Annotated in this window: 15 protein-coding genes; 4 read left to right on the top strand and 11 right to left on the bottom strand. The window is 53.8% G+C overall.

Annotated elements, in window-relative coordinates:
* Window positions 1-49: 49 nt before the first annotated feature.
* Together WB371_RS13485 and WB371_RS13490 are read right to left on the bottom strand one after the other, a co-directional pair.
* Window positions 50-1,297: an oligosaccharide MFS transporter gene (locus tag WB371_RS13485; protein WP_336220738.1), complete on the bottom strand. Its 1,248-nt coding sequence runs from the start codon at window positions 1,295-1,297 to the stop codon at window positions 50-52.
* A gap of 62 nt (window positions 1,298-1,359) precedes the next feature.
* On the bottom strand, window positions 1,360-2,283 hold the full coding sequence (locus WB371_RS13490) for an aminoimidazole riboside kinase (protein ID WP_336220577.1): 924 nt from the start codon (window positions 2,281-2,283) through the stop codon (window positions 1,360-1,362).
* A gap of 217 nt (window positions 2,284-2,500) precedes the next feature.
* On the opposite strand from WB371_RS13490, the gene cscA reads away from it, so the two are divergent.
* Window positions 2,501-3,934, top strand: a complete 1,434-nt coding sequence (gene cscA, locus WB371_RS13495; protein WP_336220578.1) for a sucrose-6-phosphate hydrolase — start codon at window positions 2,501-2,503, stop codon at window positions 3,932-3,934.
* Between the two features lie 7 nt (window positions 3,935-3,941).
* On the opposite strand, the gene WB371_RS13500 is transcribed toward cscA, so the two are convergent.
* From WB371_RS13500 to ytfQ, 5 genes are all read right to left on the bottom strand, one after another.
* The gene (locus WB371_RS13500; protein WP_336220579.1) at window positions 3,942-4,937 is read right to left on the bottom strand and encodes a LacI family DNA-binding transcriptional regulator; all 996 of its coding nucleotides are present in this window, start codon (window positions 4,935-4,937) and stop codon (window positions 3,942-3,944) included.
* Window positions 4,938-5,012: 75 nt separating this feature from the next.
* Window positions 5,013-6,017, bottom strand: a complete 1,005-nt coding sequence (gene yjfF, locus WB371_RS13505; protein ID WP_336220580.1) for a galactofuranose ABC transporter, permease protein YjfF — start codon at window positions 6,015-6,017, stop codon at window positions 5,013-5,015.
* Complete coding sequence (ytfT, locus tag WB371_RS13510) at window positions 6,004-7,026, bottom strand: galactofuranose ABC transporter, ATP-binding protein YtfT (RefSeq protein WP_336220581.1); 1,023 nt, start codon at window positions 7,024-7,026, stop codon at window positions 6,004-6,006. Before ytfT ends, yjfF begins: the two co-directional genes overlap by 14 nt.
* Window positions 7,027-7,039: 13 nt before the next feature.
* Window positions 7,040-8,542, bottom strand: a complete 1,503-nt coding sequence (gene ytfR / locus WB371_RS13515; RefSeq protein WP_336220582.1) for a galactofuranose ABC transporter, ATP-binding protein YtfR — start codon at window positions 8,540-8,542, stop codon at window positions 7,040-7,042.
* Between the two features lie 162 nt (window positions 8,543-8,704).
* Window positions 8,705-9,661, bottom strand: a complete 957-nt coding sequence (gene ytfQ, locus WB371_RS13520; RefSeq protein WP_336220583.1) for a galactofuranose ABC transporter substrate-binding protein YtfQ — start codon at window positions 9,659-9,661, stop codon at window positions 8,705-8,707.
* 307 nt (window positions 9,662-9,968) lie between these two features.
* On the opposite strand from ytfQ, the gene ppa reads away from it, so the two are divergent.
* Entirely contained in the window at window positions 9,969-10,499 is a 531-nt protein-coding gene (gene ppa, locus WB371_RS13525) for an inorganic diphosphatase (protein ID WP_020456272.1), read from the top strand.
* A gap of 231 nt (window positions 10,500-10,730) precedes the next feature.
* On the opposite strand, the gene WB371_RS13530 is transcribed toward ppa, so the two are convergent.
* The 3 genes from WB371_RS13530 to tamA are packed head-to-tail and all read right to left on the bottom strand — an operon-like array spanning window position 10,731 to window position 16,584.
* Entirely contained in the window at window positions 10,731-11,075 is a 345-nt protein-coding gene (locus tag WB371_RS13530) for a gamma-glutamylcyclotransferase (RefSeq protein WP_336220584.1), read from the bottom strand.
* 2 nt (window positions 11,076-11,077) lie between these two features.
* The gene (gene tamB / locus WB371_RS13535; protein WP_336220585.1) at window positions 11,078-14,854 is read right to left on the bottom strand and encodes an autotransporter assembly complex protein TamB; all 3,777 of its coding nucleotides are present in this window, start codon (window positions 14,852-14,854) and stop codon (window positions 11,078-11,080) included.
* Window positions 14,851-16,584, bottom strand: coding sequence for an autotransporter assembly complex protein TamA (gene tamA, locus WB371_RS13540; RefSeq protein ID WP_336220586.1), 1,734 nt, complete (start codon window positions 16,582-16,584; stop codon window positions 14,851-14,853). Before tamA ends, tamB begins: the two co-directional genes overlap by 4 nt.
* A gap of 215 nt (window positions 16,585-16,799) precedes the next feature.
* Between tamA and msrA the strand changes: the two genes are divergently transcribed.
* Together msrA and WB371_RS13550 are read left to right on the top strand one after the other, a co-directional pair.
* Window positions 16,800-17,438 (top strand): peptide-methionine (S)-S-oxide reductase MsrA, encoded by a 639-nt coding sequence (gene msrA, locus WB371_RS13545; protein WP_336220587.1) that lies wholly within the window; start codon window positions 16,800-16,802, stop codon window positions 17,436-17,438.
* 181 nt (window positions 17,439-17,619) lie between these two features.
* On the top strand, window positions 17,620-18,960 hold the full coding sequence (locus WB371_RS13550) for a hemolysin family protein (protein WP_336220588.1): 1,341 nt from the start codon (window positions 17,620-17,622) through the stop codon (window positions 18,958-18,960).
* 60 nt (window positions 18,961-19,020) lie between these two features.
* Here the strand turns inward: WB371_RS13550 and WB371_RS13555 are convergent, their stop codons facing one another.
* Window positions 19,021-19,227 (bottom strand): DUF1107 domain-containing protein, encoded by a 207-nt coding sequence (locus WB371_RS13555; RefSeq protein ID WP_004857160.1) that lies wholly within the window; start codon window positions 19,225-19,227, stop codon window positions 19,021-19,023.
* Between the last annotated feature and the right edge of the window lie 110 nt (window positions 19,228-19,337).

A 19,337-nucleotide genomic window follows, 5' to 3' on the forward strand; every position in this document is an offset into this window, starting at 1 on the left:
GTTGAAGGATATACAGAAACTATCGACAACAACCGGAAAAAGTTTACGCCTATATCGCTGAATTCAGCGAAGGTTCCGGCGCGGAAAGCTCGCGCTTTTTACTCAGGAAGAAAAGACCAAAAAGTAACATCAAGCAGACGATACCCGAGATGGCGAAAAACACGCTCTGGTAGCCTGCTAGGTCAAAGAGAATCCCTATTGGGGTTGAAAGCAACACTATCCCTAATGAACTGGCAATTTGAAAACCAATCAGAAAGATTGTCGATGACAGTCGCTTATCGAAGTTCGCTACGCTGTATTTGAATACGGCGATAACGCAAAGTGGAACTTCAATAGCATGCAGGAGCTTCACCAGCGAAATAATCCAGGGATTGACGAACAATGCGCACGAGAGGATACGGAGCGCCATAATCACCACGCCGATAAGTAATGCATTTTTTGGCCCTACCCGATTCACAAAAAAGGGAATAGTCGCCATGCACAGCGCTTCAAGTACGACCTGGAACGAGTTCAGATATCCATATACGCGCGTTCCAACATCGTGTGATTCGAACAGACCCGCATAAAACACCGGAAAGAGCTGTTGATCATAAATGTTATAGAAGGACCACGTCCCCACAATAAACACCACGAAGATCCAGAAGTTACGATCTTTGAAGACCGCAATAAAATCCTCTTTTTTTACACCTCCGGCTTCCGCCGTTACGCACTGTTGCTCCCCATCACTAAAACGCATGTTGATCATCATAAACATGACGCCAAAGAGTGAGACCAGCCAAAAGTTGATATGGGGATTAATGCTGAAAAAGATGCCAGCGAAAAATGCACCAATGGCATAACCAAATGATCCCCAGGCACGGGCTGTTCCATATTCAAAATGATAACTTCGCGCCATTTTTTCGGTGAAACTGTCAAGCAGTCCGCAGCCCGCCAGATACCCGAGGCCAAAAAAGAGCGATCCCAGAACCAGCCCCACAGAAAAATGGCTTTGCAGGAGAGGTTCGTAAACGTAAATCATGAACGGTCCGGTCAGGATGAGGATAAAACTCATGCACCAGATAAGGGGTTTCTTCAATCCAAGCTTATCCTGAATAATGCCGTAGGCCACCATAAACAGCATGCTGGTAAACTGGTTGACTGAATAAAGTGTCCCTAATTCAGTCCCTGTTAAACCCAGATGCCCTTTCAGCCAAATGGCATATAACGACCACCACAGTGACCAGGAAATAAAAAAGAGAAATGAGTAACTGGATGCAAAACGATAGTACGCATTTCTGAATGGAATCTTCAGTACCATAATTACCTGCCTGTCGTTAACAAAAATCACGTCCTGTTCAGAGGCAAAACCGGCCTCGCTGATCACTTATACCGTTCCAGTTCTTGTCGGCGCGGCAGTGCTGTCATCGCCCCTTTCGCCGTTACCGCCAGCGCTCCGCAGCGTTGAGCGAGTTCAATAATGTGCAGTAATTCGCCCTTATGCTCCGGGAAGCCCTCAGCAGCGAGACCTGTCAGTAATCCTGCGACAAACGCATCGCCCGCACCGGTGCTGTCTACACATTTCACGGGCATCCCGGCAATGTGGTGAACCTCTCCCCGGTAACAAACCACCACTCCCTCAGCCCCTTTCGTCACCAGCAGCAGGGTAATTTCATGCTCGGTTGCCAGGGCGCGGATATCCCGATCGCGCAGCGCGTTGCCACTGATAAACAACCATTCGTCTTCTGAGAGCTTGACCACGTCAGCCAGTTGAAGTGCCTGCAACAAACACAAGCGCAGCAACTGTTTGTCTTGCCAGAGATCGTCACGGATATTGGGATCGAAGCTGACAAATCCCCCTGCTCGTCGAAGTGCTGACATCGCAATAAAAGCGCTGGTGCGGGACGGTTCGGCAGACAGAGCGATTGAGCACAGATGTAGCCATTCGCCGTGTCGCCATGTGGGTAAATCAGTAGCTTCCAGAAAAAGATCGGCGCTGGGACGAACCATGAATGTAAATGAACGCTCTCCTTGCTCATTAAGAGAGACAAGCACTGTAGATGTCCGGTGCCATGCATCCTGCTTCAACAGTGAAGTATCAACCCCTTCCGCATGCAGCGTTCTTCTCAACAGAGCCCCAAAAGGATCATCCCCTACCCGACCGATGAATCCGCTTGATCCTCCTAATCTGGCAATTCCCACCGCAACGTTTGCCGGTGCGCCGCCGGGACAAGGCAATAACCGTCCATCTGATTCAGGCAAGAGATCTACCACTGCATCACCTAAAACCCATACTTTGGCTGACATTTTTCTCCCTCAACTTCATCTGGCTTACGCACATTGATAAACCGCTTTTTCCCAAAACCGTCATGAATTTGCCCCAACATGCATAATCGATCACAAAACGACATAGTTAACGTTAACATTTGCGGATATCATCACAATTAACAAAATAAGGGTCTTTATTTTTGTAAAAGTTAACGTTAACAATTCGATAATTATTGCTGAACCAGGAAGAGGCAAGATGACGCAATCCCGTTTACAGATGGCGCAAAAAGCGCTGGAAAACCTTCACGCCCGCCGTGGAAACACCTTTTATCCTCATTTCCACCTTGCCCCGCCGGCAGGATGGATGAACGATCCCAACGGTCTGATCTGGTTTAATAACCGCTATCACGCGTTTTATCAGCATCATCCGTTCAATGAACACTGGGGGCCGATGCACTGGGGACATGCCACCAGTGAAGATATGATCCACTGGCGTCATGAGCCAATTGCGCTGGCACCTGGCGATAAGGACGACAAAGATGGCTGTTTTTCGGGCAGTGCCGTCGATGATAACGGAGTGTTATCGCTCATCTACACCGGTCATACCTGGCTTGCAGGAGAAGGCAATGATGATGCCATTCGCGAAGTGCAATGTCTGGCAACCAGTCGGGATGGGATCCATTTTGAAAAACAGGGCGTAGTGCTGACCCCACCGGAAGGGATTATGCATTTTCGCGATCCTAAAGTCTGGCGAGAAGCAAATAGCTGGTGGATGGTGGTAGGTGCAAAAGATCCAGGCAACACCGGGCAGATCTTGCTTTATCGCGGCGCATCATTGCGTGAATGGACCTTCGATCGCGTACTGGCGCATGCCAACGCAGGTGAAAGCTATATGTGGGAGTGTCCGGACTTTTTCAGTTGTGGTGAACACCATTACCTGATGTTTTCACCACAAGGAATGAAGGCAGAAGGATACCGTAACCGGAATCGCTTTCAGAGCGGAGTTATACCTGGAGTCTGGTCTCCCGGGCGGATCTTTGCGCAGTCTGGCTCTTTTACCGAACTCGATCACGGGCATGATTTTTATGCGCCGCAAAGCTTTTGCGCTAAAGATGGCAGGCGCATCATCATCGGCTGGATGGATATGTGGGAATCATCCATGCCATCCAAACGTGAAGGTTGGGCAGGTTGTATGACGCTGGCGCGAGAGCTCTCTGAGAGCAACGGCAAACTCATCCAGCGTCCGGTGGGGGAAGCCGAGTCGTTACGCCAGCAGTATCAGCCCGTTCCTGCCAGCACAATCGACAGCAAATGCATTTTGCTGGAAAACGCTCAAGCGATCGAAATTCAATTACGCTGGGATTGTCAGAAAAGTGATGCAGAGCATTACGGGTTACAGCTCGGCACAGGGATGCGTTTGTATATCGATAATCAGTCCGGACGCCTCATTTTGTGGCGATATTACCCGCAAGAAAACATAGATGGTTATCGCAGTATTCCCCTTTCGCAAGATGAACCTCTTGATCTGAGGATCTTCATCGATATGTCATCGATTGAGGTATTCATTAATGATGGGGAAGCGGTCATGAGCAGCAGAATCTACCCACAGCCAGAGGATCGAGAACTCTCTGTCTATGCCGCTCATGGGGAAGCCACATTGCTGCAGGGCAGCCTCTGGCAACTGGGGTAATTGACGGTCAGGCAGAGCAACGGATCAGCAGCGGGCAAGGGATCCGTTTCTCACCACCGCCGGAACGTCCTTCAATCACATGTAATGCAGCTTCCCGCCCGATAATGTCGTGTGGAAGTTGCATTGTGGTCAGCGGAGGTAAAAACAGATGCCCGACGCCCACCAGGTTATCAAACCCCATTACGGCAACATCCTGCGGAATGCGGATCCCTTTCGCCAGCAATACCTGATAAGCCACGAAAGCCGCGCGATCATTGCCGCAAATCAACACATCAACGTTTACGTCACCGCGACCGAGCTGTGCATCCAGCAAATCCGCAAGATCGGTGTAATGCTCATCGCCCATGGCCATATGGCATTGCGTGACCTGCGCCAGATCCAGGCCTGCATCTCGCCAGGCCTGTTCAAACCCCTGGCGGCGATAACCGGTCGCCAACGCCCCTTCGGGTAACCAGAAACACAATGGCTGACGATATCCCGCACCAATCAAATACCGGGTCGCCTCATACTGCGCGTTGTAGTCATCAGGTATATAGCTGGGTAACGCAGGATCGTCCGCCACGCAGTTCGCCAGAACGATATTTTCACCGTACAGAACGTCAGGTAGCGTGATATGCCGCAGCCCCATCGTGGTATAGATAATGCCATCCGGCCGGTGAGCAAGCAGTTGCCGCGCCGCACGTGCGGCATCATCATCAGAAAAAATGTTGATTAAAAAACTGTTCCAGCCGAACTCGCTGGCAGTTTGTTCAATGGCCAGCAGGATATCGACTGAGAAAGGCGTCGTGGCCGTATCCTGCGCCAGTACGGCAAGGGTCGAGGGCTTACGTCCCTGTGCACGCATCTTTCGGGCAGAAAGATCGGGGACATAATTCAGGGTCTGGATGGCCTGTAACACGCGGTCACGCGTTGCAGGGCGTACTGATTCTGCATTATTCATCACCCGGGAGACCGTCATCATCGACACTCCCGCCAGGCGCGCAACATCCTTTAATGAAGCCATATCCAACCCACCAGCCATAAAACAGGCACTGTAGCAAAAACCGCCTGTTCTGTCCTGGACTGCATCGGCAAACGGCTATCGATTCCTGAGCCCTGAATTGGCGATACGCATGACGGGCGAGCTTTGCCGGTTCTCCCAAAGCACCGTCAGACCACGCTGCAACGCAATGAAAATAAACAATAAAATACCGATGGCAATTTTCGTCCACCATGAGCTGAGCGTGCCGTCAAAATTAATGTAGGTCTGGATCAGCCCCTGAATCGCCACGCCGAACAGCGTTCCAAGCACCGTGCCGACGCCGCCACTCAACAGCGTGCCGCCAATCACCACCGAGGCGATCGCATCCAGCTCCACGCCCACCCCCGCCAGCGCATAACCGGCCTGGGTGTAGACAGAAAAAACAATCCCGGCGAGCGTCGCCAGTCCGGTCGACAGCATGTAGATGCGAATTGTCGTGCTACGGGTGGAAATTCCCATCAGGTTTGCCGAGGTCGCATTCCCGCCAATGGCGTACACCTGGTTGCCGAAGCGGGTACGATGCGCGAGAAAAATGCCGATCACCACCACCGCAAGCATTAACAAGCCCATCGCGCTCAGACGCCCCCCGCCGGGGATTTTCCACGCCAGGCTGGAGAGCGTGTCGTAGATGGGATGATTGATGGGAATTGACTCTTCTGACACCAGGTAACTGACGCCGCGCAGGAAAAACATCCCCGCGAGAGTGATGATAAACGCCGGGATCTTCAGCGCATCAATCAACAGTCCCATGAACGCGCCAAACGCACAGCCCATCGCCAGCACCAGCGGAAACGCCAGCAGTGGCGAGAGCCCCCAGTAACCGATGGCCTTCGCCAGAAAGACACCGGTAAAGGCGATCACCGAACCGACGGAGAGATCGATGCCGCCGGAGAGGATCACAAACGTCATCCCCACCGCGATAATCCCCAGAAAAGCGTTATCGGTGAGGATGTTGCAGATAACTCGCGTAGAGGCAAAGCCGGGAAACTGGGTCAGACAGTAGAGATAGCCCAGTACGAATACCCCGAGGGTGATCATCAACGGTAAGTTACGTTTTATCACGGCCGTGCACTCCTTTAATCAGACTGATAAAGCGCTGTGACTGCACAATCAGTACGCACAGCACCACGATGGCTTTCACCACCTGGTTCATCTCTGGCGGAAATCCGGACAGCAGGATCCCGGTGTTCATCCCCTGAATGATCAGCGCCCCCACCACCGACAACAGCAGATTAAAACGCCCGCCCATGAGGGAACCGCCGCCAATCACCACCGCCAGAATAGCGTCCAGCTCCAGCCACAAACCGGCATTGTTGGCATCGGCCCCACGAATATCCGCCGCGACGATAATCCCGGCGATTGCCGCGCACAGACCGCTCAACACATAGGTGAGCATGACGATAGTCCGCGTATTCACCCCGGCATTTTTCGCCGCCCGAATGTTGATCCCCACCGCTTCGATAAACATGCCGAGCGCGGTCCTGCGGGTTAACAGCCAGAACAGCACCAGCGTTAACAGCGCAATAATGACCGGTGTCGGGAACAGCAGCAGCGAGCCGCTGCCGAACCAGGAGAGCGTGGGTGAGTTAAAGGTGACGATCTGCCCGGAGGTGATCAGTTGCGCCACACCGCGCCCCGCCACCATCAGGATCAGCGTGGCGACAAACGGCTGGATTTTGAGGATCGCCACCAGAACACCGTTCCACAGGCCAGCCAGCACACCGGTGCCTAACGCCGCCAGCAGCACCACTGGCAGGCTGTGTCCGGCGACGGTCATCGCCGCCGTTGTGGCGCCGGCAATCGCCATCACCGCGCCCACGGAGAGATCGATACCGCCGGTCGCAATCACCAGCGTCATGCCAATCGCCAGCAGCGCGACGGGCGCGGCGCGGTTGAGAATGTCGATCGGGCTGCCGAACAGACGTCCGTCCTGCAACACTATCTGATAAAAGTGAGGAGCCACCAGGCTGTCCACCAGCAACACCAGCAGCAGCGCGATAAGCTGCGGCATGCCCGTCGGCCAGCGAAAGCGTTGTTTTGGCGGCGTGGTTTGCGGGAGAGATTGGGGCATCACAAGAGTCTCCTTACGCCGCGATGGCGTTCATGATCGCCGGAACGGACAATTCTGCCAGCGGGATCTCCGCGACCTGTTTGCGGTCACGCATGATAATTACTCGATCCGCGTACCCGACCAGTTCTTCCAGTTCCGAAGAGATGACCAGCAGCGCCAGCCCGTCAGCGCACAGGGTTTCGATCAGGCGGATAATCTCAGCATGAGCTCCGACGTCGATCCCGCGTGTCGGCTCATCGAGGATCAGGAACTGTGGTTTGGTCAGCAGCCAGCGCGACAGCAAGACTTTTTGCTGGTTACCGCCGGAGAGAAACTCAATCGGCTGTTCGGCGCTGGGCGTGCGGATCCCAAGCTGACGGATAAAGCGCCCGGCGATGTCGTTCTGTTCTTTGCGCGGGATGGGCCGCAACCAGCCGCGCTGGGCCTGTAGCGCCAGAATGATATTTTCGCGCACGGAAGCGGCGGCGATAATGCCGTCCGTTTTACGATCCTCTGGACAGAATCCGATGCCCAGACACGACGCCTGATGAGGCGAGCGCAGCGTCTGCGGCTTACCTTTGATCAGCACACTGCCGCTATCCGCCGGTTTGATGCCAAAGATCACCTCTGCCGTCTCCGTTCGCCCGGAGCCCAACAGTCCCGCCAGACCGACGATCTCACCGGGGCGCACTTCGAGATCGAACGGGGCGATCGTTCCTTTCCTGCCGACGTTTTTGAATGCGGCAACCGGTTTGTCGCTCAGCAAGGTTCGCCCCGCACGCTGTAGCGCGTTGGTGTCCAGCTCGCGTCCCAACATCATTTTTACCAGTTCGATCTGCGGCAACTCGCGCGTGTCACGACAGCCGACAAAGCTGCCGTTACGCAACACGGTGATCCGATCGCTGACCTGATAAACCTGATCGAGGAAGTGCGTCACGAAGATCAGGCTGACGCCGCGATCGCGCAGTTGCCGCATCAGGCCAAACAGCATCTCAACCTCTTGCGTGTCGAGACTGGCGGTCGGTTCGTCGAGGATCAAGACCTTAGCGGAAAGATCGATCGCCCGGCAGATTGCCACGATCTGTTGCATTGCCACCGAAAAGCGGTTTAGCGGCTCGCGTACGTCGAGAGAAAAACCGTAGGAGGCCATCAGCGCGGTGGCGCGTTTTTCCATCTCTTTACGCCGTAACAGACCAAATCGACGCGGTTCACGACCGATAAACAGGTTATCTGCCACCGACATATTCGGCAGCAGGTTCACTTCCTGGTATACCGTCCCGATCCCCAGTTGTTGAGCATGAGCGGTATTTTTCGGGGAGATAGCAGTGCCTTCCAGCCAGATAGTTCCGCGATCGGCGTGATAGACGCCGGTCAACGCTTTGATAAGAGTGGATTTTCCGGCGCCATTTTCGCCAAGAAGCGCCATAATTTCGCCGCGACGCAGGCTGAAATCGACGTTATCCAGCGCTTTGACGCCGGGAAAAAATTTACTTAATCCCTCTGTACGGAGGATTTCCTGGTGTTGTTCAGTGGTCATGATCTTCCTCTGCAACAAAGCGTGGCCCCCCTACGCCTGATGACGCTGCGCTTATCAGGCCTACGGCGTTGGTTTGTAGGCCGGATAAGACGCTGTGCGTCGTCATCCGGCACCCCAGCGCCTGATGACGCTGCGCTTATCAGGCCTACGGAGAGCCTGGACTTAGTAGCCCATGTTTTTCTTCTTCTCTAACTCTTCTTTCGCGGTATCCGGCAGATAGAGCGTCGATTTGGTGATGGTCACTTTCTCAGGCATCGTGCCATCTTTCTTGAACTTCTCGAGCGCGTCGAAGGCCGGGCCCGCCATGTTCGGCGTCAGTTCCACGCTGGCATTCGCTTCTCCGTCGATCATCGCTTTGTAGATATCCGGCACGCCGTCGATAGAACCGGTCAGAATATCTTTGCCCGGTTTCAACCCGGCCTCTTTTATGGCCTGGATTGCCCCGATCACCATGTCGTCATTATGGGCGTAAACCATGCAGATGTTCTTGCCGTTGTTCTCGGCTTTAATAAAGCTCTCCATGACCTCTTTCCCTTTACTGCGGGTAAAGTCACCGGACTGGGAACGAATGATTTTGATGTTTGGCGCGTTGGCGATGGCTTCTGCAAACCCTTTCTTACGGTCAATCGCCACGCTGGCGCCGACGGTCCCCTGTAGCTCGACAACATTACACGGCTTACCGTTGACTTCTTTGATCAGCCAGTCGCCGATCAATTTACCTTCAAGCACGTTGTCGGCAGTGACGGTGGTCATATAGAGAGATTTGTCTTTTACATCAATAGAACGGTCGAGCAAGAAGACCGGAATGTCGGCATCTTTCGCTTCTTTCAGTACCGGCTCCCATCCTGTCGCCACGACGGGCGCAATAAAGATGGCATCGACGCCCTGAGCCACAAACGAACGTACCGCTTTAATCTGGTTTTCCTGCTTTTGCTGACCGTCGGCTATTTTCAGCGTGATGCCGCGCTTCCCGGCCTCGCTTTTCGCCACGTTGGTCTCTGCGGCGCGCCAGCCAGACTCAGAGCCGACTTGCGAAAATCCTACGGTTAATGGGGCGGCCATAGCCATAGACGACATGGCTGCCGAAACTGCTGTAACGATAAGTAAGCGCTTCCACATAACTGTGTCCTCGTAGGGTTGGTTATTGTTGGTTAAGAAACCGTCGCGAAAAAACTATAGACAATCGAGCATGTAACGGATTGAGTTACATCACACTTCAAAAAAGTAAATAGAACGTTAATCACAAGTTTGTAATCGCTTCCATTAACCTATGAAAAATGCGGCTGTTGTTATGGATTATTCTGTCATGCGAGTGCTCTGAAAAGGCCAGCAGGAGGTGATTGAAAACGAAATCAGGCGAAGACATTCGGCGCGAGATCGCTATAATACTGCCCACTTGTTTACGACACAGTTAAAGGAAACAGACATGAGCTTACTCAACGTCCCGGCCGGTAAAGATCTGCCGGAAGATATCTACGTGGTTATCGAGATCCCGGCGAACGCCGATCCGATCAAATACGAAGTCGACAAAGAGAGCGGCGCACTGTTCGTTGACCGCTTCATGTCCACCGCGATGTTCTATCCGTGCAACTACGGTTACATCAACCACACTCTGTCTCTGGACGGTGACCCGGTTGACGTGCTGGTCCCGACTCCGTACCCGCTGCAGCCGGGCTCCGTTATCCGTTGCCGTCCGGTTGGCGTTCTGAAAATGACCGACGAATCCGGCGAAGATGCGAAACTGGTTGCGGTACCACACACCAAACTGAGCAAAGAGTACGATCACATTAAAGATGTGAACGACCTGCCAGAACTGCTGAAAGCGCAGATCACTCACTTCTTCGAGCACTACAAAGATCTCGAAAAAGGCAAATGGGTGAAAGTGGACGGTTGGGACAACGCAGAAGCAGCGAAAGCTGAAATCGTTGCCTCTTTCGAGCGCGCTGCGAAGAAATAATTCTTCCGGCTAAGACTAAGCCCCGCCTGTGTCGGGGCTTTTTTATGTCCCGAAAAAGAGCCTCAGACACAAATAACAACGCCACCCGAAGGTGGCGTTGTGAGAGTAATAACAAACAATGCAATGCCTGATGACGCTACGCTTATCAGGCCTACAAAGAGCCCGGAAGCGATTAATATTGCGTCTGATGTAGATCGCGCCATCCGGCAACACGCGTTAAGGTGGGTCTACTCAATACTGATCCCTGTCTAACCAGTTACCGCTTTCAATCAGCGTTAACCCTTCAACCGGACGTTGGTACACGTACATCCATGCACTTCCATACGGCGTCTGGATCAAGTGGCGTGCGTATTCACCGCCGCGGGTGCGTAAAGCATCCAGCTCAGCCAACGTGGCATTATCAATACGATAAACCTCACCGTGTACTGTTCCGTTCCCCGGAACCGCGCCTGGATAGTGGCCCAGACTATACAACTGGTAGTTATCGATACTGTAATCGCCCAGCAACAGGGCGTTGGTCATCCAGTGGCTGTTGCCTTGTTTGGTACGTAAACTGCCATAGACAAATATTCGCATTGCTAAAACTCAAACTGATAGAGCAAATCCAGTGCCTGATCTACGCCAGACACGGCTTCCAGATATAGCTTAGGCATCAGGCGATAACGTAACGTGAGTGTCGCCAATGAGTCAAATATACCCACACCATATTTCACCTGCAGACCTGGCAGGACATATCCGCTGACCACCACCTGGGAGGAGTCTCCCACCCCCTGGGTATCGAGCGCCAAATTGCTTACGCCAAATGTCTCCCCGATTTTACCCACAACCTGACCACTTTGTGCAACCCCCAGACCAATAAGCATTGACGTCATCGCCGCGCTATCGCTCTGCTCACTGTCCAGCCCCTGTCCACGTAACAGGTAGGAAAGCGCCATCTGTTGCGACATCGCCGGGTCAGAGAAGATCTCGGCTTTAGGCTCATCTGCCGATCCCGTGACGCGAACACCTGCGATAACATCGTCCTCTGTGGCCTCCGGGTTACGAATGGCTTCGATATTCAGTAAGGGTTGATCCGGCGGCCCCGAGAACAGCAGTTCGCCTTTACGGACGATCAAATCCTGTCCATAAGCGTGGAAACGCCCTTCCGGAATATTGATCTGCCCGTTCAGGCCCAGCCCCTGTTTATCCTGCACGACGTTCAGGTCGCCCGTCAGCCGCGCTTTGAGACCAAACGCATCCATTCGCACGTTGTTACCCACATGCACGATCAGATTACTGTTGATGGGGATCCCGGCGCTCTGCGGCTTCTCTGGCTGCAAATCGTTATTGAGCATGACTTCATCGCTGGAAACGCCGACCGCGCTCTCCGGCAAATCATGCACCACAATACGCGCCCACGGCACGTCCACCCGTCCGTCCAGGGAGAACAGGCTCGGCGTGGCTTCAAATACCACATCCGGAGAAACATCCAGCCGTACCATCGGTGGCACGGTGATACGTACCCGGCTTCCTTTCGCCGCCACGCGCGCGCGCCAGTTGTCTATCTGGCTCCAGTCCGCGTCGCCGCTCAGGTTGATCTGCCCCTGCTGCGTGCGGATCTCCCCGGCAAGCGTTGAGCGCGTGCCGTTGAAATTCATCGCCAGTTGGCTGGGTTGCATATCAAAGGGCATAAAGTTACCGTCGATATCCAGCCCGCTCAGTTGCAGTTGACCGAACATCTGAGGACTTTGTACATCCCCACCCAGACGCAGGTTGGCGTTCAGCATCCCCGCCGCTTTTTCACCACGCGCGAAGACAGGGTTAACCATCGCCAGGTTCATGTTGCGGATATTCACGTTGCCGCCCAGGTTACGACGCCCCTGCGGATCGGTGACCTGCACCTGCCCGTCGAGCTGCCCGTTGTTGGTCAGGCGGATCTGCCAGCCCAGCTCCGCACGGTTATTATGCAAATCGGCCGTGACGTTCAGGGTGTCAAACGCCAGCGGCAACGGCGCGTCATTCACCGTCTGCGTCACTTTCACATTACGCCCGGAAAGCATGACGTTCCCCTGCGGCAACCCTTCTTTGGTGGTGTCCCAGGAGACATCCGCTTTACCGGTGAACACACCGCTGGCCTGCGTCGCCTCCGGCATAAACGGTTTCAGCATCGCCAGATCAAAACGGTTGAGATTCACCACCGCCCGCCCTTCGGCACCGGCATCAATGGTTTGCGGTACGCACAGTTCAGCATTGGGGTTGATCCAGCAGTGTGGCCCAATGCTGATTTTCTGCTCCTGATTGCGGTAGTCCAGCGCGACAGGACGATTCAGGGTTAACGGCCCCACCGGCGTCTGAAAGCGCGTATTACTCAGCGTACCTTTCCAGCGCGCTTCCTGGCGATCAAAACTGCCTGCCAGATCGAGCTGCCCGGAGACCGGTTCGCCCTGAATACGCAGTTGCAGTTCATGCTGCTTCTCGCTGCCTTTGGCGTTGAGGGTCACGAGGTTGATATTCACCTCTGGCTGAGCAATATGTTCAACCCGAACGTTGAGAGTACCGGCAATCTGGTCAGTCGATTTAATGTCGCCTTCCACGCGTACCTGCGCAACGGACAGCTCCTGCCAGCGCAGGCCACGGGCGGTAATGTCCGCCAGCAGTTGCGGCGCATCGACCGTACCGCGAACTTTCACTCCCCCTTTTGCCGTGCCGCCCAGCCCCGGCAGCGCGTTATCCAGCCCCGGCGCGTCGATGGTCGCGTCCAGGTTGAGATCGTTAACGCCCAGTTCCCCTTTCACATCGGCGCTGTTGGCGCCCAGTTCCAGATGCAGTCCCGGAATGGTCCACTGCATGTAGCTGTTGCCTTTCAGGGTTCCGTTGACGTTGACTTTGTTCTGCTTGACGTTGCCGGTGAGCTTCAGCTCAGGCACGTCCATCTGCCAGGTGCCGCCATACAGACTGCCCCGGGTTTTGATCAGGCCGTTAAGCTTCGACGGCCAGTCCGGTATCTCTTTTGCGGTGTTGATGCCGTCCAGCGTCAGCTCACCCCGCCAGCTAATCGCCTGCTGCCAGTCCACCAGCGCTTTCAGCTCGGTTTTCCCTTCCAGCGCCGCCACGCTAAGCTTATCGAGAGTAATCTGCTGCTCGTTGCCTTTCGCATCGAGCGTGATGGTCGCAGGCGGAATACCCTGTCCCTTCACCGCCGTTCGCATCGAGAGCGTATAGTCCGTCATCTTCCCGGTGAGCTTGAGTTTGATATCGTCGGCCTGGAACTGTTTGTCACCGGTAAACGGCCAGTAAATCTGCTTACTGACCACCTCAACGTTGAGCGGCAGTCCTGCTTCGGCAAGGCGCGTCTGGGCTCGCAAATCCATATCCACCGGCCCGGAGAGATTGACACCGACTTCCAGTTGTTCACGTAGCGCACCGCCCACTTTCAGCTTCACCTTCTCGCCTTTCAGCGGATCGATGTTCAGCGTGCTGTTCAGAGTGATGTCTACCGGCCAGTTATGGGTTAACTGCGCGGTACCGGTGGCGTTCACCGTGCCCTGGCTGGAATCCACATCCAGCGCGTCCAGCTTCATGTTGCCGTCAATGCTGCTCACTTTCAGCAACAGATAATGCACCGTCAGGTCGGTGTCGCCGGTAATGCGTAGTTGCGCGCCTTTGAACGCTTCAATATTGAGATTGAGAGGGAGATGCACATCCGTCATCTCCGGCAGTACCGGTTTTGAGAACAGATCTTTTAAGGTTTCACCCAGCGGTTTCTCATCTGGCTGAGGGTTCTGGATTTTTGGCTCAACGACTTCTTCCTGCGCCACTTCCGCTACTTTGGGCAGCGCAATCAGCAAGCCCTGGAGCGACGTCGGTTTCAGCGTCAGGTTCTTCTCCTGCCAGTGCAGGCCGGAGGTAAAGTCCATCACCGACACCGTAGTGTCATCGATTTTAATATTGACGTTATTGAGCGCCACCCGGGAAAGCGTTACCGGATACGGCGTGGAGAGATTTAGCGGCCCGCTCTCTTCTTCTTCGACCGGCGCAGACGGCGGCATTTTTTTACTGTCGATAGCAACGTGAATGTCTTTGAGCGACAGATCGTTCACGCACAGACTGCTGTTCCACAGGCAATCCAGCCCTACGGCCAGATGCACGTCTCCCGCGTTAACTGCCACGCCAGGCTGCTCGTAGCGAATGTTTTTCAGGGACAGATCGCGCCAGCCGCCGGTCACCTGGCCTATTTCCAGCCCCGGCACCCAGCGATTCGCCGCGTTGAAAATCAGATGCAGACCCGTTGTCGTGCCGACCAGAAACGCCACCGTTCCCAACAGCAGCAGGATAAAAATCAGTACGCCGAGGCTTATCTTCTTCCACAAACTCATAATTCAGGCCCCAGACCGATGTAAAACTGTAAACCGTGTTCGTCTTTGTCGCCGACCGGGACGGCAAAATCGAGTTTGATTGGCCCGACCGGAGACTGCCAGCGGACGCCTACACCAGCACCGGTTTTAAAGTCGCTTTTGCGGATATCGCTCACCGCTTCACCGCTATCGACGAACATTGCGCCCCACCACTTGCCGGTCACGTTATACTGGTACTCCAGCGATCCGGTCACCAGCTTCGAGGCCCCTTTCAGATCGCCATTGCTGTACTTGGGTGAGATCGATTTATATTTGTAGCCGCGAATACTGCGATCGCCCCCGGCGAAGAAACGCAGATCTGGCGGGACTTTGTCGAAATCGCCGGTTTCAATCCAGCCGAGATTGCCACGCGTCACAAAACGATGGCGATCGTAAAGGGTACGGATCCAAACGTTTTGCGCCTGAAAAACGGAGAAATCGACGTCAGAACCCCAGGCCGTATTGGAGTAATCGATGGAGTAGCGCTGGGAATCGCCCCAGACAGGCATCAGACCGCCGCGCGACCGCGTCCGGCTGATCATCACTCCCGGATACAGCAGCATCGTGGTGTCGGTGACTTCCCCCTGGGTAAAGTGGTCAAGACTCCAGCGCAAGTTGATGGCGCGCTGCCAGCCGCTGGAAAGATCCCAGTAGCGAGAAACCGCAAGGGTCGTGGAGTCCTGTTCCGTATCGTTGAGATCGGTACGCTTATAGCCGCCCTGCACCAGGTAGTACTGTTCAAGCGGATTTTTCAGCAACGGCATTTTGTAGCTGAAATCCAGTTGTTGCTCAGGCGCGGAGATACTGGCGCTGGTCGTCAGACTGTGGCCCAAGGAGTTCATCCACGGCTTTTTCCAGGTCGCTTTCACGCGTGGGCCGACGTCGGTGGAATAACCCACCCCGGTCTCAATGGTATTTTCGGTACGTGGCGAGACAACTCCTTTAAGCGGCAACACTTTGGTTTTTCGCGCTTTATCAAACTCTGGCGCCACTACAACCGAGTTAAACCAACCGGTAGCGGAAAGGCGACGGTTCAGTTCACCGAGCTCTTTGGATTCGTATTCCTCACCCTCTTTGAACGGCACCAGGTTTTGCAGATATTCCTCGCGGATCTGCGATCCTTCGAACGTCACATGACCGAAGCGATAGCGTTCGCCGCTGTTGTAATCAATATCCCAGAACGCCTGATGGCGATCGAGCGCAATGCCAAGCTGACTTTTATTGAATTCGCTGTCGAAATACCCTTTACGTAGCGCCACGCTGGTTAATGACTTTTTGAAGTTGTCATAGTCGCCGTGGTTAAGCACCGTGCCGATGGCCGGACGGGTTTTCAGCAGGGCCAGATAATCTTTATCGGTGCGCGCGCCGCCGCGCAAAATAACTTCCGTTCCCCCAATGCGTACCGGTTCGCCAGGGGTTACTTTAGCAATCAGAACCTGACGCCCCTTTGCAGGAGGCGGACGAAGATCGAAATCAATCGTCGGCTGATAGTAGCCAAGCGCTTTTAACCCTTCGCGAATAGCATCATCCACGCGCGCTCGAAAGCGGCGGTCCGGCGTCACTTCATCACTCTGGATGGTTGAGAGCTGTGCACGAACGTTTTTCTCCAGTTCTCCTGATAGCCCTTCGACCTGTAAACGGACGTTCGCGGCAAAGGCAGAACTGCTTAAACACAGCAGGCTCACCCAACATAACTGACGGATATGTGGCACTTTTTCTCCTGAATATCCCTTATTTCCACCCCTGGAAAAAAATGTTCACACCGATCCACGGCTTAACAAAAACCCAACAACTGGGATTGAAAAACAGACGTCACCCCAAATATTTCTTATGTTTACTGTAGACGTATTCGTAACGGTTATTGTGTGCAAATACGCGTCTTGTTACAACCTTAACCCCAATTACTGATTTTCGGGAGAACGGCACCATGAGTTTATTTGACAAAAAGCACCTGATTTCCCCGTCGGATGCATTACCTGGACGCAATACCCCGATGCCCGTGGCGACACTGCATGCCGTCAATAATCACTCTATGACCAACGTTCCGGAAGGGATGGAAATCGCGATATTCGCGATGGGCTGTTTCTGGGGTGTAGAACGACTGTTCTGGCAACTGCCAGGCGTGTACAGCACCGCAGCGGGTTACACCGGCGGGTACACGCCAAACCCGACCTACCGGGAGGTCTGTTCCGGCGAAACCGGTCATGCCGAAGCCGTACGCGTGGTGTACGACCCGTCGGTTATCCGCTATGAACAACTGTTGCAGGTGTTCTGGGAAAACCACGATCCGGCGCAAGGAATGCGTCAGGGCAATGACCACGGCACGCAGTATCGTTCGGCCATTTATCCGCTGACACCCGAACAGGACAGCGCCGCACGCGCCAGTTTTGAGCGCTTCCAGGCGGCGATGAAGGCGGCGGGTGACGATCGCCACATCACCACCGAAATCAGCAACGCCACGCCGTTTTACTATGCAGAGGACGACCACCAGCAGTACCTGCACAAAAATCCGTATGGCTACTGCGGTATCGGAGGAATTGGCGTCTGTTTGCCGCCGGATGCCTGATATCACGGCGTGCAACGCCATCATCGCTCAAAATTAACCCTCTGGCGGCTTTACAGTACCTTACGCTATACTAGCCGCTGAATTTACCGGCTCATTTTCACGAGCCGGTTGTCATTACGCTTTACCACATGGATTTATCAACTTCCCTTCCGAGGATCTGGCCTGAACGGTCGGATAAGATATGTTAAACAGTATTTTTATTATTCTTTGCCTGATCGCTGTGAGTGCGTTCTTCTCGATATCCGAGATCTCGCTTGCCGCCTCACGTAAAATTAAACTCAAACTGCTGGCCGATGAAGGCAGTCTCAATGCGCAACGCGTATTGAAAATGCAGGAAAACCCTGGGATGTTTTTTACGGTCGTGCAAATTGGTCTGAACGCGGTCGCTATTCTCGGCGGTATCGTCGGTGACGCGGCATTTTCCCCAGCGTTTTACTCGTTGTTCTCTAACTATATGTCACCCGAACTCTCTGAACAGTTGAGCTTTATTCTCTCTTTCTCACTGGTCACCGGCATGTTCATCCTCTTCGCGGATTTAACCCCGAAACGCATCGGTATGATTGCGCCAGAAGCTGTGGCTTTGCGTATCATCAACCCGATGCGCTTCTGTCTGTTTGTCTTCACGCCGCTGGTGTGGTTCTTTAATGGGTTAGCGAACGTTATTTTCCGCATCTTCAAACTGCCTATGGTGCGCAAAGACGACATCACCTCCGATGATATCTATGCCGTAGTGGAAGCCGGTGCGCTCGCAGGCGTGCTGCGTAAGCAGGAGCATGAACTGATTGAGAACGTATTCGAACTGGAATCACGCACCGTCCCGTCATCCATGACCTCCCGTGAAAACGTGATTTGGTTCGATCTACATGAAGATGAGCAGAGCCTGAAAAATAAAGTGTCGGAACATCCGCACTCCAAGTTCCTCGTCTGTAATGAGGATATTGACCACATCATTGGTTATGTCGACTCAAAAGACTTACTGAACCGCGTTCTGGCGAATCAGAGCATGGCGCTGAACAGCGGTGTGCAGATCCGTAACACGCTGATCGTTCCCGATACGCTGACGCTTTCAGAAGCGCTGGAAAGCTTCAAAACCGCAGGTGAAGACTTTGCGGTGATCATGAATGAATACGCGCTGGTGGTGGGTATCATCACGCTGAATGATGTGATGACCACACTGATGGGCGATCTGGTCGGTCAGGGTCTGGAAGAGCAGATTGTCGCCCGCGACGAAAACTCATGGCTGATTGATGGCGGCACGCCAATTGATGACGTTATGCGCGTACTGGATATCGATGAGTTCCCGCAGTCGGGTAACTACGAGACGATCGGTGGCTTCATGATGTTCATGCTGCGTAAAATCCCGAAACGCACTGACTCCGTGAAGTTCTCGGGCTACAAATTCGAAGTGGTGGATATCGACAACTACCGCATCGATCAGCTGCTGGTGACCCGTCTGGACAGCAAGCCAAACGTGTTAGTACCGAAGTTGCCGGACGCCAAAGAAGAGACCAAAGCGTCCTGACGCATAAACATCAACGGCTCCCAATGGGAGCCGTTTTTAAACTACTGCATAGCACTTTGGTTAAGCCATCTCAGTTTGCAGACGCAGAACCTGACGGTTGACTTCGGACATCACAGACAGATGCTGTTTATCCTTCACTTTTGGGATAAGAATCTTACCCTTATCAAACTCAAAAGCGCCAACGTCCTTGATATATAACCGTCCACGGAACAGGATTTTCACGTACTTCGCCACTTGCAGTGGGTTGTACCGTTGGAAAATTTTCATTGTTATCTCCTGCTTAAGTCTTACGCCCTTGTGGTACCACAATCGGTCCAACCGTTCTTAGGCGCAAATTTTAATGCCTTTTGACTATAGACTATCTGTACGATGTTTCC

It is taken from the genome of Citrobacter amalonaticus, from assembly GCF_037053465.1.
GTDB classification, from domain to species: Bacteria; Pseudomonadota; Gammaproteobacteria; order Enterobacterales; family Enterobacteriaceae; genus Citrobacter_A; species Citrobacter_A amalonaticus_H.